The following is a 13,086-nucleotide window of genomic DNA, read 5'->3' as shown; positions in this document are numbered from 1 at the left end:
CCAAGGGCACGCCATCCATCATCGTCTTCAAGCGCCCGCTTTAGACGATTGCGCGCATCAGGGCCAGACCTGCGACGACGCCAAGGCCGGAAAGCACGAGGCTGAGGGCAACATAGAGCGCTGCGGTGGCGAATTGCCCTTGTTCAGCAAGCATCGCGGCATCCAGCGAGAAGGCCGAGAAGGTGGTGTAACCGCCGAGAACGCCGGTGACGAGGAAGAGGCGCAGTTCGGGTGAAGCCCCGAAGCGCCGAGCGATGACTTCGGAGAACACGCCGATAAGGAACGACCCGGTGACATTGACGAACAGCGTACCCCAGGGAAAGCCCGCGCCCGCCAGTCGGACGCTGGCGATGCCCGAGAGGTAACGAAGGACGGAGCCAAACGCTCCGCCCAGCGCGACGAGCAGGACGTTCAGCATCGCCCGGCTCTCAAAGGCGGAGCGATCGAAGCTTGAGAGGGGAGTACCGTGAGCGGCATCAGGCGAGCCGCTCCGCATGCCATCTCAGGTGATCGTCCATAAACGTTGAGATGAAATAATAGGAGTGGTCGTAGCGCTCCTGCATCCTCAGTGTCAGGCCGATGCCGGTGCCCTTGATCGCCTCCTCGAACAACCAGGGACGCAGGCCGCTTTCAAGGAACCCGTCCGCCGTGCCCTGATCGATCAGGAACTCCGGGAAACGGGCACCGTCCTCCACCAGCGCACAGGCATCGTAGACCCGCCATGCAGACGTGTCGGCACCGAGATATTTCTCGAAGGCACCGATGGACCAGTCGGCTGTTGAGGGCTGAACGATGGGAGCGAACGCCGAGCAGCTGCGGAAGCGATCGGGGTTCTTGAGAGCGATCGTCATCGCACCATGCCCGCCCATGGAGTGGCCGAAGATCGCCTGTCGGTTCATGTCGGCACGAAACTGCGAGGCGATCAGCGCCGGCAATTCCCGAGTGATGTAGGTTTCCATCCGATAATGGCGCGCCCACGGCTCCTGCGTCGCATCAAGATAGAAGCCGGCACCCTTGCCCATCTGCCAGTTCGCCGCCTCGTCCGCAACGTCGTCGCCTCGCGGGCTCGTGTCCGGGCAGACGATGATGAGGCCCAGTTCGGCTGCCAGCCGCCGGTACTCGCCTTTCTCCATGACATTGGCATGGCTGCAGGTCAGGCCGGAGAGGTACCAGACGACGGGGCAGGGCTGGCTCACGGCCTGTGGCGGCACGAAGACGGCAAAGGTCATGTCGCAGTCACATGCTTCCGAGCGATGCGAATAGACACCCTGCATGCCACCGAAGGTGACGTTCTGGGACAGGACTTTCATGGAATACTCCCTTAGGGCAAACCGGAGGATGCGTTAAAGCAGGGCAACCGCGGCGTTGACAGCCACGGCGATCAGCACCGTGTTGAAAAAGTAGGAGACGACGGCGTGCAGCAGGTTGATCTTGCGCATCGCCGTCGTGTTGATCGCGACATCGGACGTCTGCGCCGTCATGCCGATGACGAAGGAAAAATACAGGAAATCGAAGATCCCCGGCATGTCGGTCCCGGGAAAATCGAGGCCACGGCAATCGCTGTCTTCTCCCTTGCCGGCATCGGAAAGCTCCGGGCTCCAATAGCGGTGCGCATAGTGGATGGCTGCCATCGTGTGCACGGTCAGCCAGCCGAGCGCGACCGAGGCGAAGGCAAGGATCTGGTCGGCAAGCGGCGCTCCGTCCTTCTCGTTCAACGCCTGAAACAGGGAGACGAGGCAGATCACGACCGCAGCGAGGGTAACGCCGAGGATCACGATTTCCGGCTCGTCCGTGCCGGCAGCATTTTCCTTGAGATAGGCGCCGCTGAGCTTTGGAATGCGGGCTGCTATCATACCGAGATAGACCAGGAAAAAGAGGACGGCAGCAAGCTCGATCGCAAAGCGCTGGCTCTCGATGAAGCCGACCGGCAGCGACAGGGCGGCAATGATCGCACCCAGTGTGAAGGGCAGGTGCCGCCGGGGAATGAGACCGCTGTCCTTGCGCGCCATCGCCTCAGACCTGCTTTGCGCGACGGCAGAGCCGGTCGAGCGTCTCGAGAAACGCCGAGCGGTCGCGTGCCGTGAAGGCGGCATTGAAGCCACGGCTCTCACCCGTCTCACGAAGATGGGCGCCAAGGTCGCGCATGGCCGTCGCCATGCCGATGTTCGCGACATCGAAAACGCGGCCTGTGGGTCCGGTCACCAGCGCGCCTTTGGCGACGCACCGTCCGGCCAGAGGTACATCGGCCGTAATGACGACATCGCCCGGGCCTGCGCGTTCCGCGATCCAGTCGTCCGCCGCGTCGAAGCCGGAGGATACGATGACATTCGTCACCATCGGATCACGCGAAGGCCTCAGCCCGGAATTGGCAACCAGCGTCACCGGCAGATTGTGCCGTTCGGCGACCTTCAGGATCTCCGGCTTGACGGGGCAGGCATCGGCATCGACGTAGATCATGAGATGTCCGTGGATCGGGGCGAGGCGGGCCGCAGCATATCGACATGCGGAATGCCGTCTTCGAGATATTCGTCCGAAGTGGCGAGGAAGCCGAAGCCCGCGTAGAATGCGCGCAGATGGCTCTGCGCCGAAAGCGCGATGGGCGCACCGGGAAACGCCGCCTCGCAGGCAGACAGGGCCTCGCGCATCACGGCGTCGCCCAGCCGCTTTCCACGGTGATCCGGCGAGACGACGACCCGGCCTATACGAGCCGGCTCACCCGTCTGCTTCGGCTTCATCAGCCGGGCGGACGCGACGAGCGCGTCACCCTCGATCAGCCGCAGATGCAGCGCCGCCGCATCCTTGCCGTCCAGTTCCGGGTAAGCGCACTGCTGCTCCACCACGAAGACATCGACGCGCATCTTGAGCAGGGCGTAAAGGTCGGCTGCGGACAAGGCATCCATTGTCCGCAGATCGACCCTGTAGGCGGGCTTTGACATCAATAGATCACGACGCTGCGGATGCTTTCGCCCGCATGCATCAGGTCGAAGCCCTTATTGATATCGTCCAGCGGCATCGTGTGGGTGATCATCGGATCGATCTGGATCTTGCCCTCCATGTACCATTCGACGATCTTCGGGACGTCCGTGCGGCCGCGCGCGCCACCGAAGGCGGTGCCCATCCAGTTGCGGCCGGTAACCAGCTGGAAGGGACGGGTGGAGATTTCCTGGCCGGCGCCGGCAACGCCGATGATGACCGACTTGCCCCAGCCGCGATGGGATGATTCGAGCGCCTGGCGCATCACCTTGGTGTTGCCGGTGCAGTCGAAGGTGTAGTCGGCGCCGCCGATCGTGTCGCCGTTGCGCTTGGTCATGTTGACGAGGAACGGCACGATGTCCTCGCCGACTTCCTTCGGATTGACGAAATGCGTCATGCCGAACTTTTCGCCCCAGGCCTTGCGATCATTGTTGATATCGACGCCGATGATCATGTCCGCGCCGGCGAGGCGCAGGCCCTGCAGCACATTGAGGCCGATGCCGCCGAGGCCGAAGACGATGGCGGTAGAGCCGATCTCGACCTTCGCCGTGTTGATCACGGCGCCGATACCGGTGGTCACGCCGCAGCCAATGTAGCAGATCTTGTCGAAGGGCGCGTCCGGGTTGACCTTGGCAAGCGCGATTTCCGGCAGGACCGTGAAGTTCGCGAAGGTAGAGCAACCCATGTAATGGAAGATCTTGTCCTTGCCGATCGAGAACCGCGAGGTTCCGTCCGGCATCAGGCCCTGGCCCTGCGTCGTGCGGATGGATGTGCACAGGTTCGTCTTGCGCGACAGACACGAATAGCATTCGCGGCACTCCGGCGTGTAGAGCGGAATGACATGGTCGCCCTTCTTCAGCGAGGTGACGCCCGGGCCGACATCGACCACGATGCCGGCGCCTTCGTGGCCGAGGATGGCGGGAAACAGACCTTCCGGATCGGCGCCCGACAGGGTGAACTCGTCCGTATGGCATATGCCGGTGGCCTTGATCTCGACGAGCACTTCGCCGGCCCGCGGACCTTCCAGTTGTACGGTCATGATCTCGAGGGGTTTGCCGGCCTGAACGGCGACAGCAGCGCGAACGTCCATGAAATATCTCCTGGATGTGAAGGTCTTGGTTGATCGTGACGGCATGTGGACCAGCGTCCACGATTCGATGGTGCCTTTTCAGATACTCTTTAGGACGCGGCGAAGCGAGATCTCAAACGCCTCTATTGCTCTGCCGGTCTGCTCATGCAGAGCCTTGGCCTTGGCCAGCTCGTCCAGCAGGGACTGCGCCACGGAGGGTGAGAGCATAACACCGGAAGGCTCCGCGATGCCGGCAGTCAGCCAGCGCGGCGACACCCCCAGGAGATCGGCGAGCAATGCCAGCTTTTCGCCCTCCGGCTCGCTCCGGTCGCGCTCCCAGTCCGAAACGGTGTCGCGTGAGACGTCGAGGCGGTCCGCGAGGTCCCCAAGGCTGAGGTTGAGAGCGCCCCGCGCACGGAAAAGCCGACCGCCGGGCGTGTCCGTGTCGTGCGGTTGCCGCAGAATCGCCATCATGGCCTCCGTCGATACGCGCATGACGATCTCCCTCGTACTCCTGTTGCGCTCGGTCGATACCCGCAGCTTTATATCGTCCAAGCCTACAGCCGCGGATATGAAATAAAAGAGCTCGCAGCGTCAAATATCTGTCGAGACACGCCTTGCGAAAAACCCCGCGAGAGCATTGCCATAGACTGCGTCCGACACCGGACCTGGAGCCTGATTCGCATGACACGCCCATTGCCGTCGGCTTCGTCCGCACCGATCCTCCCAGCAACGGCCATGCAGGGCGTCGTCCTGCTGCTCACTGCCATGATGATCCTGCCATGCATGGATGCCATCGCGAAATATATGGCGGTCGAACTCGGTATGTCGCCGGGACAGGTAACATTCTATCGCTTCTTCTTCCAGCTGGTCGCGACCCTGCCGATGCTGCTGCGTCTCGGCGGCCCGAAGGCCCTTGTGCCGCAGAGGCCCTGGTACAACATGCTGCGCGGCATTCTGCTCGCGGCCGCGTCGTTGTTCTTCTTCGTATCGGTGAAATACATGCCGCTCGCCGACGTCTTCGCGATCTATTTCGTCGAGCCGTTCATCCTGACCTGCCTGTCGGCGCTGATCCTTGGCGAGAAGGTCGGCTGGCGGCGGTGGATGGCAATCGGGATCGGCTTCTTCGGTGCCATGATTGTCATTCAGCCAAGCTTTCAGGTCTTCGGCCTCACGGCTTTATTGCCAGTGGCCTGCGCCTTCCTCTTCGCATGCTATCTCCTGATGAACCGCGCTTCCGGTGCTGCCGACAGCCCGCTCGCCATGCAGACCTTCGCCGGCGTTGGAGGTACACTCTTCATGACAACGACGATTGCCGTCGGCCATGGAATGGGCGCGGAGGATTTCGTTCCGTCGCTGCCCCACACGCCGCTCGGCTGGCTCCTCGTCATCGCGCTCGGCACCATTTCGGGCTATGGGCATCTGATGGTGGTGAAGGCCTTTCAGGCGGCGCCGGCCTCGGTTCTGGCGCCGCTGCATTATTTCGAAATCATCGCAGCAACCCTGCTCGGCTATCTCGTCTTCGGCGAGTTCCCGACGGCGTCGAAATGGCTCGGCGTCGCCATCATCGTCGGGTCAGGCCTCTTCATGATCTGGCGGGAGCGTCGCCAGCCGGTCCGCTGACAGCCGCATCCGCGACCGTCGGTCCGAAGACCGCTTCGAACGCATCCCGAAGCCGCATGTCGGCGTCCTCCATCATCACGGGCAGGCCGAGATCGACAAGACTGGTCACGCCGTGGCCGCGGATGCCACACGGAACGATCCCGTCGAAATGATCGAGTTCGGGATCGACATTCAGCGACAGACCGTGAAAGCTCACCCAGCGGCGCAGGCGGATGCCGATCGCGGCGATCTTGTCTTCCGCCGGCGTCCCATCGGGCAGGGGCGTCTTCTCCGGCCGCCGCACCCAGACGCCGACACGATCCTCGCGCCGCTCACCGGTAACGTTCATGCTGGACAACGTGCGGATGACGAGATCCTCAAGGGCCGCCACGAAGGCGCGAACGTCCTGCCGCCGTCGCTTGAGGTCGAGCATCACATAGACAACGCGCTGCCCCGGTCCATGATAGGTGTACTCGCCGCCGCGTCCGGTCGCGTAGACAGGGAAGCGATCTGGCATGACGAGATCGGCCGCGTCGGCACTCGTACCGGCGGTGTAGAGCGGCGGATGCTCGACCAGCCAGACGAGTTCGTCGGCTTCGCCTGCGGCGATCGCCGCAACTTCCCGCTCCATCGTCTCCACAGCTTCCTCATACGGCACAAGGCCTTCCGCGATCCGCCACCGAACCGGAGGACTGCCGTCCTGGGCAAAAAAACGACTGTCGAGTGCGTCGCGCTGCATGGTCTGTCCTGAATTTTTGACGGTCGGCGCGAAGCGATTTCCCGCCGAGGAAGCTCATTTGAATGAAAAGGGCGACGCTTTTCGCAAAAAGCAGTCCGCCTTGCCGATCGACCCTCTAGATGGGGCGTGTTCGCCGAGGGTTAAAGGCGGATTTTCCGGCTCTGTCCACAGGCCCCTGAAATAGTTTTCACCACCGCCAACTTTTCCGCATTCCACCCTTGTGCCCCCCAAATCCTTTTGCTAAACGCACCCCTGCCGGAGCAATTCGGCATCTACCACGATGCGGTCGTGGCGGAATTGGTAGACGCGCAGCGTTGAGGTCGCTGTGGGGCAACCCGTGGAAGTTCGAGTCTTCTCGACCGCACCAAAAGAAACCGGCTTAGGCCGGTTTTTTTATGTCGTGTCATTGGGTTAACCCCGATAAAGTCTCCGCGCGAACGCCTGTCACCCGACCTTCAATGATTTCTCATAGCGTTTCAACAGACGCTCCCGCTTCAGTCGCGACAGGCGCTGGAGCCAGAATATCCCGTTGATCTGGTCGATCTCGTGCTGCAGGCAGACGGACAGCAGGCCTTGCGCTTCCTCCTCGCACCAGAGGCCGTCGAGCATCTGGTAACGTATGGTCACGGTGCTCGGACGCTCGATCTCGTCCGTGAAGCCCGGCATCGAGACGCTGCCCTCCATGTGACGCATCATTTCCGTAGAGGCGTTGACGATCTGAGGGTTGATGAAGGTCCTTGGGCCGGTCTTCTCGTCTGTCTCGATGACGGTGATAGCCTTCATGATGCCGATATGTGGGCCGGTGATGCCGATCCCGGGAGCTGCGCGCATGGTGTGGAGCAGATCGTTGGCAAGTCCGGCAAGGTCGCTGTCGAAGGTTCCGACAGGTTCCGCCGGCAATCTCAATCGGGCGTCCGGGTAGGCGATAATCGGTCTGATCGGCATGTGTCGGCTCCAGATGAGGTCGGCAGGTTCGCCGGCTCCCGATCATGTTTCTATCACGGGCTGCCAAGGACCTGTCGTCATCCTCGCCATGTGACAGACCGCAGTCGCTTGGGCCGGTGATTTGCTTGATCTTGCAACAGCTTGAACAAATTTTCCAGATATGGTCGGCACAGGCGTCATCTTCGGTAGACCCACGCCTGTCCATGCTCTAGCAGGAAGTGCGGCCGGACCTGGTTTCCGGCCTGTAACCATCGAGACACTGGCAGAGCCTTCCCACAAGCCTCGGGCATCGGTCCGGCGCCCGGAACGGCTGAACGATCGCGAGGCGGGCAGATGAGCAACACCGGCGACGACATGGAAACGCGCGTTCTCGAGGCTGATGACGCCTATGACGGGGCTGACATCTACGCCGAGGATGGATCGGTCCGCTCCGATTATCTGATGCATGTCGGCGCCGCGATCGCTGATCGCGATGTTCTCTATCTCCGTCAGCATGTGGCGCGCCTTCACGCGTCGGAAATGGGCGATCTTCTCGAAGCGATCAATCCTGAACAGCGCCGCGCCATGGTGTCGCTGCTGGGCGACGAATTCGACCTTTCCGCGCTGACCGAAGTGGACGAGGCAATCCGTCTCGATATCGTCGAGCACCTGCCGAACGAGCAGATCGCGGCAGCACTCGGTGAGATGGATTCGGACGATGCCGTCTACATTCTCGAAGACATGGATCAGGAAGATCAGGAAGCGATCCTCGCCAAGCTTCCCTTCACCGAACGCGTGCGCCTGCGCCGCTCGCTCGATTATCCCGAATCGACCGCCGGCCGGCGCATGCAGACGGAATTCGTCGCGGTGCCGCCGTTCTGGACGGTGGGGCAGACGATCGACTATATGCGTGAAGACACCGAACTACCCGAGAGCTTCACGCAGATCTTCGTGATCGATCCCACCTTCCGGCTGCTCGGCACCATCGATCTCGACCGCATCCTGCGCACCAAGCGTTCGGTCAAGATCGAATCGATTATGCGCGAAACCAACCATCCGGTGCCGGCCGAGATGGACCAGGAAGAGGCGGCACAGGTATTCGAGCAGTACAACCTGCTCTCGGCAGCTGTTGTCGATGAAAACCAGCGCCTTGTCGGCGTGCTCACCATCGACGATGTCGTCGACGTTATTCAGGAAGAGGCCGAGGAGGACATCATGCGTCTCGGCGGCGTCGGCGATGAAGAGCTGTCGGACACCGTGCTCGATACGTCGCGCTCGCGCGTCGTCTGGCTGATGGTCAACCTGTTTACTGCCATGCTTGCGGCTTCGGTCATCGGCCTCTTCGACAAGGCGATCGAGCATATCGTCGCACTCGCGGTCCTCATGCCCATCGTCGCCGGCATGGGCGGCAATGCGGGATCGCAGACCATGACGGTGACGGTGCGCGCGCTTGCGACGCGCGATCTCGACATCCACAATGCCTTCCGCGTCATCCGGCGCGAAGCCGGCGTGGGTCTCATAAATGGCGCGCTGTTCGGGCTTCTTATTGGTCTCGCCGCGGGAACGTGGTTCCAGAGTGCTGATATCGGCGGCATCATCGCGACAGCCATGCTGATCAACATGATCGCCGCAGCGCTGGCCGGCATCTTCATTCCTCTGCTGCTCGACAAGTTCGGTGCGGACCCAGCCGTGTCCTCCGCCGTCTTCGTGACGACGGTGACGGATGTCACCGGCTTTTTCGCGTTCCTGGGCCTTGCGACATGGTGGTTCGGGATTCACTAGACTGAGGCACGACGGCGTTAAGGCGCGGCAAACGGTGCTGTCACCGCAGATACGCGTCGATCTGTTCGTGCGCATTGACTTTTACGTAAATGTCGCTCAGGATTTCCGTCTGGCAGATGAGGCACGGTTTGGACAAGTATTATACCATCACGGAACTGACACGGGAATTCGGTGTCTCCACTCGCACACTTCGTTTCTATGAAGACGAAGGGCTGATCCATCCCGAGCGGCGGGGTCGCACCCGCTTCTTTCGCTCGACGGACAGGCATCTGATCAAGGAGATCCTGCGCGGGCGGCGGATCGGCTTCAGTATTGCGGAGATCCGGGAGATCATACAGGTCTACAAGGAGCCGCCGGGCGAGGCCGGGCAGCTCCGCCTGATGATGAAGCGGCTTGAGGACAAACGTGCAGAACTGATTCAGAAGCGCCGCGATATCGAGGAAACGCTGGAGGAAATGAGCAATGTCGAGGAAGCCTGCCTGACACGGTTGGCCGAAATCGGCGTCGGCACCTGAACCCGTAAAACACGGAGACATGCCTTTCGCCGCGATGGAGATCTGTCGCGGCGTTCGTGTTTTTGGAGCTGACTACTCCTGCGCCTTCATTGTGCATTGCCCGGCAATCTCGGAAATACGGCTATCCGTGCGCCCGTCGATCTGACCTCGGTCGAGGGGGTCGAGCAGGTTCTGTTCGACCAGCCTGTCCAGGGTACAGCCGCAGAACCGCGTGCAGAACGTCTGCGTCTGGTCGCCGGTGCAGGTTGCCATGCAGCTCGACTGAAAAGCTGGTCGCGGATCGGGGCGGGGCGCCGGATGAACCATGGCGAAGAGCGCGACCAGCGAGAACAGCAGCGGCTGATGGATGAGGTAGATCGGCAAGCTGTGCCGACCGGCGAATGCGAGGGCGCGCGAGAGCCGGCTGGGCTGACGTTCTGAAGGTGCCGTCCTGTCGAGCCATCCCGAAGCTAGTGCGATACGACCGACCGCTATGCCGGTAAGGTATGGCGCCAGCCACGGCAGGAGCGGGACGTAATCGTTGGACCGTGGCAGCGTTTCCGATAGCCCGACCCACCAGAGCGCCGGCATATCGAAGAAGGCCGAGCGAAAGTAGAGCGGTGCGAGAAACGCGGCGACGGCCGCCACCAGCGTGACCGCGACCGGCAGGCGGAGGAACAGGAGGCCGATGAGGCTGGCTGCTGCGATCGCGTGGAGAATGCCGAAGAAGATGAAGCCCGAGGGAAACGCGAACCAGGTGGCAATGCTGATCACGGCCGCCGCCGCCGCGATCTTTCCGAAGCGGATCAGGAACGGTCGGCGCCGGAAACGGGGAAAGTGGCCGAGCACGAGACTGAAGCCGGCAAGCAGCAGGAAGCTGCTGGCGATGCCCCGCGCATAATATTTGAACAGCCCGGTGCCGACGGTGCCGGGTGCGAGATAGCCGAAATATTCGAGATCCCACGAAAAATGATAGCTCGCCATGGCAAGGATCGCGATGCCGCGAACGACGTCCAGCCAGCCGAACCGGCGGCGCGAGGGACGCGTTTCCGCAGGTGGCAAAACGGACGCTTCGGGAGACGGCGATGCCATCATTTCTGTACGCGACATGGGAAGTTCCTTAAAGCATGCGCTGCGGACGTTAAGCCGATGAACGAACAGAAGCACGCATGAACGTCAGGACGAAGGCCTGCGGATGTCAGCCGTCGAATGTCATGGCTCCAGAAGCGCATCCCGCGCTTCGGAAAAGAATTGCCGGCGGAAGAGGACGACGATCACCACGCAGGTGGCGCCCATCAGGATATAGGGGCTGACGAACCAGCCGAGATAGCCGATCGACAGGAAGATGCTGCGCAGGCCCGCATTGAAGTGCTTGGCGGCAACGACATTCATCCGGATCGCGCGCTCTGCCGCCCGTTCCGCCGATGCCCGGTCTACTTTGGTTTCTGACAGCATGGGTATGCCGCCAATCAGGATCGAGCAATAGTTGAACAGGCGATAGGACCATCCGAACTTGAAGAAGGCGTAGCCGAAGATGCAGGTCAGGCCTCCGACTTTGAGTTCGAAGGCTGTGCGACCGCCCTGGAAGACGTAGGGAAGGTCGTTGAAGATCGCCTGTGCCTCCATCGCCCGGCCGAGCAGGGCAAAGCAGCCACCGAGCGCGAAGATGCAGGTGGATGCGAAGAAGGCAGTGCCTGCCTGAAGGCCGGCGATGATCTGGGTGTCGATCATCTTGAGGTCGCGATTGAGCGAATTTAGAATCCATCGGCGCCGGCGCTCGATCATCAGGCGCGACAGGCTCGTGCGGCCGAAGACAGTGCGTCGGTCGGTCACCCAGACATAGCCGCCCCAGAGCAGCGCAAACACGAGAAGTGCGATATAATCGACCAGAACCATGCGGCTCTTGTGGCATGCTCGCCCGAAAAAGCAATATGCTGCAAAGCAAGGCCGATCTGCATGTCGCGCGCACTCAACCGGATGTCGGTCGATCACCGCCCGGCGGGGCCGGCAATGACCTATGGTCGGCCATGGGGAATGCGCAATCTGGCGCAGATCGGGGTTTCGATGTTTCTTTCGGTTTTCGACGTTTTCAAGATCGGCATCGGCCCGTCGAGTTCCCACACCATGGGGCCGATGTCGGCGGCCAACCGGTTTCTGGAGCTGATCCTGTCGTCGGACTGGCCACGTCCGGCCGGTGCCAGTGTCAATGCCATCACAACAAGCCTGCACGGCTCGCTCGCCCATACGGGCATCGGCCATGGCTCGGGCAGGGCGGTCGTGCTCGGGCTGATGGGGGAACGTCCGGATCGGGTCGATCCCGATCGCATGGACGGCATCATCGAGGCCGTCGAGCGGACCGGCGAGATCACGCCGCCCGGACATCCAACCTACCGGTTCCAGCCGAAGATCGATCTCGTCTTCGACAAGAAAGTGCCGCTTCCCGGCCATGCCAACGGCATGTCCTTCTCCGCCTTCGACAAGGACGGTCGCCTGCTGCTGAAGCGGGTCTATTACTCCATCGGCGGCGGCTTCGTCGTCACGGACACCGAACTGGAGGCGATGCGTGCCTCCAAGACCAAGCCGGGCGGTGTCAAGGTGCCGTATCCCTTCGCCAATGCGAAGCAGATGCTGGAAATGGCGGCGCGATCTGGCCTCTCCATCGCGCAGATGAAACGTGCGAACGAGGAATGTTCGATGTCGCGCGAGGAGCTGGATGCCGGCCTCGACCGGATCTGGGCCGCCATGAAGAGCTGCATCGAGCGAGGGCTCGCGCAGGAAGGTATCTTGCCGGGCGGGCTGAAGGTCCGCCGCCGCGCGGGAATGATCCATGACAAGCTGGAACAGGAATGGCGCTCCAACAAGGTCAACCCGCTCCTCGCAAACGACTGGCTGAGCGTCTACGCCATGGCCGTCAACGAGGAGAATGCCGCCGGTGGGCGGGTGGTGACATCCCCGACCAACGGCGCAGCCGGCGTGGTGCCGGCGACCATCCGCTACTATCTGCATTTTCACGAGGACGCGGATGATAACGGCATTCGCGACTATCTGCTGACCGCGGCCGCAATCGGTGGCATCATCAAGTTCAACGCGTCGATCTCGGGCGCCGAAGTCGGCTGTCAGGGGGAGGTGGGCTCCGCCTCCGCAATGGCTGCCGCCGGCCTTGCTGCCGTCATGGGCGCGACACCGGAGCAAATCGAGAATGCGGCCGAGATCGCGCTGGAGCACCACCTCGGCATGACCTGCGACCCGGTGGCGGGCCTCGTGCAGGTGCCGTGCATCGAGCGCAATGCCCTCGGTGCCGTCAAGGCGGTTACAGCCGCGTCTCTCGCCCTTAAGGGCGACGGTAGCCATTTCGTGCCACTGGATGCCTGTATCGAGACCATGCGCCAGACCGGTGTCGATATGCATGACAAGTACAAGGAAACCTCGACCGGTGGTCTCGCGGTCAACGTGGTCGAGTGCTGAGCAAGCACGCCTCTTGACGGGGCGGCGCCAAGGGTGTT

At 62.0% G+C, this 13,086-nt stretch carries 15 protein-coding genes and 1 tRNA gene; 5 read left to right on the top strand and 11 right to left on the bottom strand.

Annotation, left to right across the window (positions count from 1 at the left end; translation table 11 throughout):
* Positions 1 to 40: 40 nt before the first annotated feature.
* The 7 genes from crcB to BSG19_RS10765 form a co-directional block, all read right to left on the bottom strand.
* Positions 41 to 418: a fluoride efflux transporter CrcB gene (gene crcB, locus BSG19_RS10795; RefSeq protein WP_092987757.1), complete on the bottom strand. Its 378-nt coding sequence runs from the start codon at positions 416 to 418 to the stop codon at positions 41 to 43.
* Between the two features lie 58 nt (positions 419 to 476).
* On the bottom strand, positions 477 to 1,310 hold the full coding sequence (gene fghA, locus BSG19_RS10790; protein ID WP_092987755.1) for an S-formylglutathione hydrolase: 834 nt from the start codon (positions 1,308 to 1,310) through the stop codon (positions 477 to 479).
* A 33-nt stretch (positions 1,311 to 1,343) separates the two neighbouring features.
* Positions 1,344 to 2,009: a DUF1345 domain-containing protein gene (locus BSG19_RS10785; RefSeq protein ID WP_092987753.1), complete on the bottom strand. Its 666-nt coding sequence runs from the start codon at positions 2,007 to 2,009 to the stop codon at positions 1,344 to 1,346.
* A gap of 4 nt (positions 2,010 to 2,013) precedes the next feature.
* Complete coding sequence (locus BSG19_RS10780; RefSeq protein ID WP_092987751.1) at positions 2,014 to 2,457, bottom strand: YaiI/YqxD family protein; 444 nt, start codon at positions 2,455 to 2,457, stop codon at positions 2,014 to 2,016.
* Positions 2,454 to 2,936 carry a GNAT family N-acetyltransferase gene (locus BSG19_RS10775; RefSeq protein WP_092987749.1) on the bottom strand — a complete coding sequence of 161 codons (483 nt, stop codon included), beginning with the start codon at positions 2,934 to 2,936 and terminating at the stop codon, positions 2,454 to 2,456. The genes BSG19_RS10780 and BSG19_RS10775 overlap by 4 nt, the downstream gene beginning before the upstream one ends.
* Positions 2,936 to 4,063, bottom strand: coding sequence for an S-(hydroxymethyl)glutathione dehydrogenase/class III alcohol dehydrogenase (locus BSG19_RS10770; RefSeq protein ID WP_092987747.1), 1,128 nt, complete (start codon positions 4,061 to 4,063; stop codon positions 2,936 to 2,938). The genes BSG19_RS10775 and BSG19_RS10770 overlap by 1 nt, the downstream gene beginning before the upstream one ends.
* 78 nt (positions 4,064 to 4,141) lie before the next feature.
* Complete coding sequence (locus BSG19_RS10765; protein ID WP_092987745.1) at positions 4,142 to 4,537, bottom strand: helix-turn-helix domain-containing protein; 396 nt, start codon at positions 4,535 to 4,537, stop codon at positions 4,142 to 4,144.
* Positions 4,538 to 4,780: 243 nt separating this feature from the next.
* Here BSG19_RS10765 and BSG19_RS10760 point away from each other — a divergent pair, with 243 nt between their 5' ends.
* A complete protein-coding gene (locus BSG19_RS10760; RefSeq protein WP_092987743.1) occupies positions 4,781 to 5,665 on the top strand; it encodes a DMT family transporter in 885 nt (294 codons plus the stop codon).
* Here the strand turns inward: BSG19_RS10760 and lipB are convergent.
* Positions 5,628 to 6,383: a lipoyl(octanoyl) transferase LipB gene (gene lipB / locus BSG19_RS10755; RefSeq protein ID WP_092987741.1), complete on the bottom strand. Its 756-nt coding sequence runs from the start codon at positions 6,381 to 6,383 to the stop codon at positions 5,628 to 5,630. The two genes, BSG19_RS10760 and lipB, sit on opposite strands and share 38 nt — an antisense overlap.
* A 282-nt stretch (positions 6,384 to 6,665) precedes the next feature.
* Between lipB and BSG19_RS10750 the strand changes: the two genes are divergently transcribed.
* Positions 6,666 to 6,750, top strand: a tRNA-Leu gene (locus BSG19_RS10750).
* 77 nt (positions 6,751 to 6,827) lie between these two features.
* Here BSG19_RS10750 and BSG19_RS10745 read toward each other — a convergent pair.
* Complete coding sequence (locus BSG19_RS10745; RefSeq protein ID WP_092987739.1) at positions 6,828 to 7,328, bottom strand: peptide deformylase; 501 nt, start codon at positions 7,326 to 7,328, stop codon at positions 6,828 to 6,830.
* A gap of 333 nt (positions 7,329 to 7,661) precedes the next feature.
* On the opposite strand from BSG19_RS10745, the gene mgtE reads away from it, so the two are divergent.
* Both mgtE and BSG19_RS10735 read left to right on the top strand, forming a co-directional pair.
* Positions 7,662 to 9,089, top strand: coding sequence for a magnesium transporter (gene mgtE / locus BSG19_RS10740; protein ID WP_092987737.1), 1,428 nt, complete (start codon positions 7,662 to 7,664; stop codon positions 9,087 to 9,089).
* A 128-nt stretch (positions 9,090 to 9,217) separates the two neighbouring features.
* Entirely contained in the window at positions 9,218 to 9,604 is a 387-nt protein-coding gene (locus BSG19_RS10735; protein ID WP_092987735.1) for a MerR family transcriptional regulator, read from the top strand.
* A 72-nt stretch (positions 9,605 to 9,676) separates the two neighbouring features.
* Here BSG19_RS10735 and BSG19_RS10730 read toward each other — a convergent pair whose 3' ends face one another.
* Both BSG19_RS10730 and BSG19_RS10725 read right to left on the bottom strand, forming a co-directional pair.
* On the bottom strand, positions 9,677 to 10,693 hold the full coding sequence (locus BSG19_RS10730; protein ID WP_092987733.1) for a heparan-alpha-glucosaminide N-acetyltransferase: 1,017 nt from the start codon (positions 10,691 to 10,693) through the stop codon (positions 9,677 to 9,679).
* 102 nt (positions 10,694 to 10,795) lie between these two features.
* Positions 10,796 to 11,479, bottom strand: a complete 684-nt coding sequence (locus BSG19_RS10725; protein WP_092987731.1) for a DUF599 domain-containing protein — start codon at positions 11,477 to 11,479, stop codon at positions 10,796 to 10,798.
* A gap of 168 nt (positions 11,480 to 11,647) precedes the next feature.
* On the opposite strand from BSG19_RS10725, the gene BSG19_RS10720 reads away from it, so the two are divergent.
* Positions 11,648 to 13,048, top strand: a complete 1,401-nt coding sequence (locus tag BSG19_RS10720; protein ID WP_092988448.1) for an L-serine ammonia-lyase — start codon at positions 11,648 to 11,650, stop codon at positions 13,046 to 13,048.
* Positions 13,049 to 13,086 lie beyond the last annotated feature (38 nt).

This window comes from Rhizobium sp. NFR03 (genome assembly GCF_900111275.1).
GTDB lineage: Bacteria > Pseudomonadota > Alphaproteobacteria > Rhizobiales > Rhizobiaceae > Ferranicluibacter.
This window is presented reverse-complemented; position numbering and strand designations above follow the sequence as displayed.

Coding starts and splice junctions, on each gene's coding strand:
- BSG19_RS10785 (WP_092987753.1), bottom strand. CDS start 2,009: ATGGCGCGCAAGGACAGCGGTCTCATTCCCCGGCGGCACCTGCCCTTC.
- BSG19_RS10725 (WP_092987731.1), bottom strand. CDS start 11,479: ATGGTTCTGGTCGATTATATCGCACTTCTCGTGTTTGCGCTGCTCTGG.
- BSG19_RS10730 (WP_092987733.1), bottom strand. CDS start 10,693: ATGTCGCGTACAGAAATGATGGCATCGCCGTCTCCCGAAGCGTCCGTT.
- lipB (WP_092987741.1), bottom strand. CDS start 6,383: ATGCAGCGCGACGCACTCGACAGTCGTTTTTTTGCCCAGGACGGCAGT.
- crcB (WP_092987757.1), bottom strand. CDS start 418: ATGCTGAACGTCCTGCTCGTCGCGCTGGGCGGAGCGTTTGGCTCCGTC.
- BSG19_RS10775 (WP_092987749.1), bottom strand. CDS start 2,936: ATGTCAAAGCCCGCCTACAGGGTCGATCTGCGGACAATGGATGCCTTG.
- BSG19_RS10745 (WP_092987739.1), bottom strand. CDS start 7,328: ATGCCGATCAGACCGATTATCGCCTACCCGGACGCCCGATTGAGATTG.
- BSG19_RS10760 (WP_092987743.1), top strand. CDS start 4,781: ATGCAGGGCGTCGTCCTGCTGCTCACTGCCATGATGATCCTGCCATGC.
- fghA (WP_092987755.1), bottom strand. CDS start 1,310: ATGAAAGTCCTGTCCCAGAACGTCACCTTCGGTGGCATGCAGGGTGTC.
- BSG19_RS10765 (WP_092987745.1), bottom strand. CDS start 4,537: ATGCGCGTATCGACGGAGGCCATGATGGCGATTCTGCGGCAACCGCAC.
- mgtE (WP_092987737.1), top strand. CDS start 7,662: ATGAGCAACACCGGCGACGACATGGAAACGCGCGTTCTCGAGGCTGAT.
- BSG19_RS10720 (WP_092988448.1), top strand. CDS start 11,648: ATGTTTCTTTCGGTTTTCGACGTTTTCAAGATCGGCATCGGCCCGTCG.
- BSG19_RS10770 (WP_092987747.1), bottom strand. CDS start 4,063: ATGGACGTTCGCGCTGCTGTCGCCGTTCAGGCCGGCAAACCCCTCGAG.
- BSG19_RS10780 (WP_092987751.1), bottom strand. CDS start 2,457: ATGATCTACGTCGATGCCGATGCCTGCCCCGTCAAGCCGGAGATCCTG.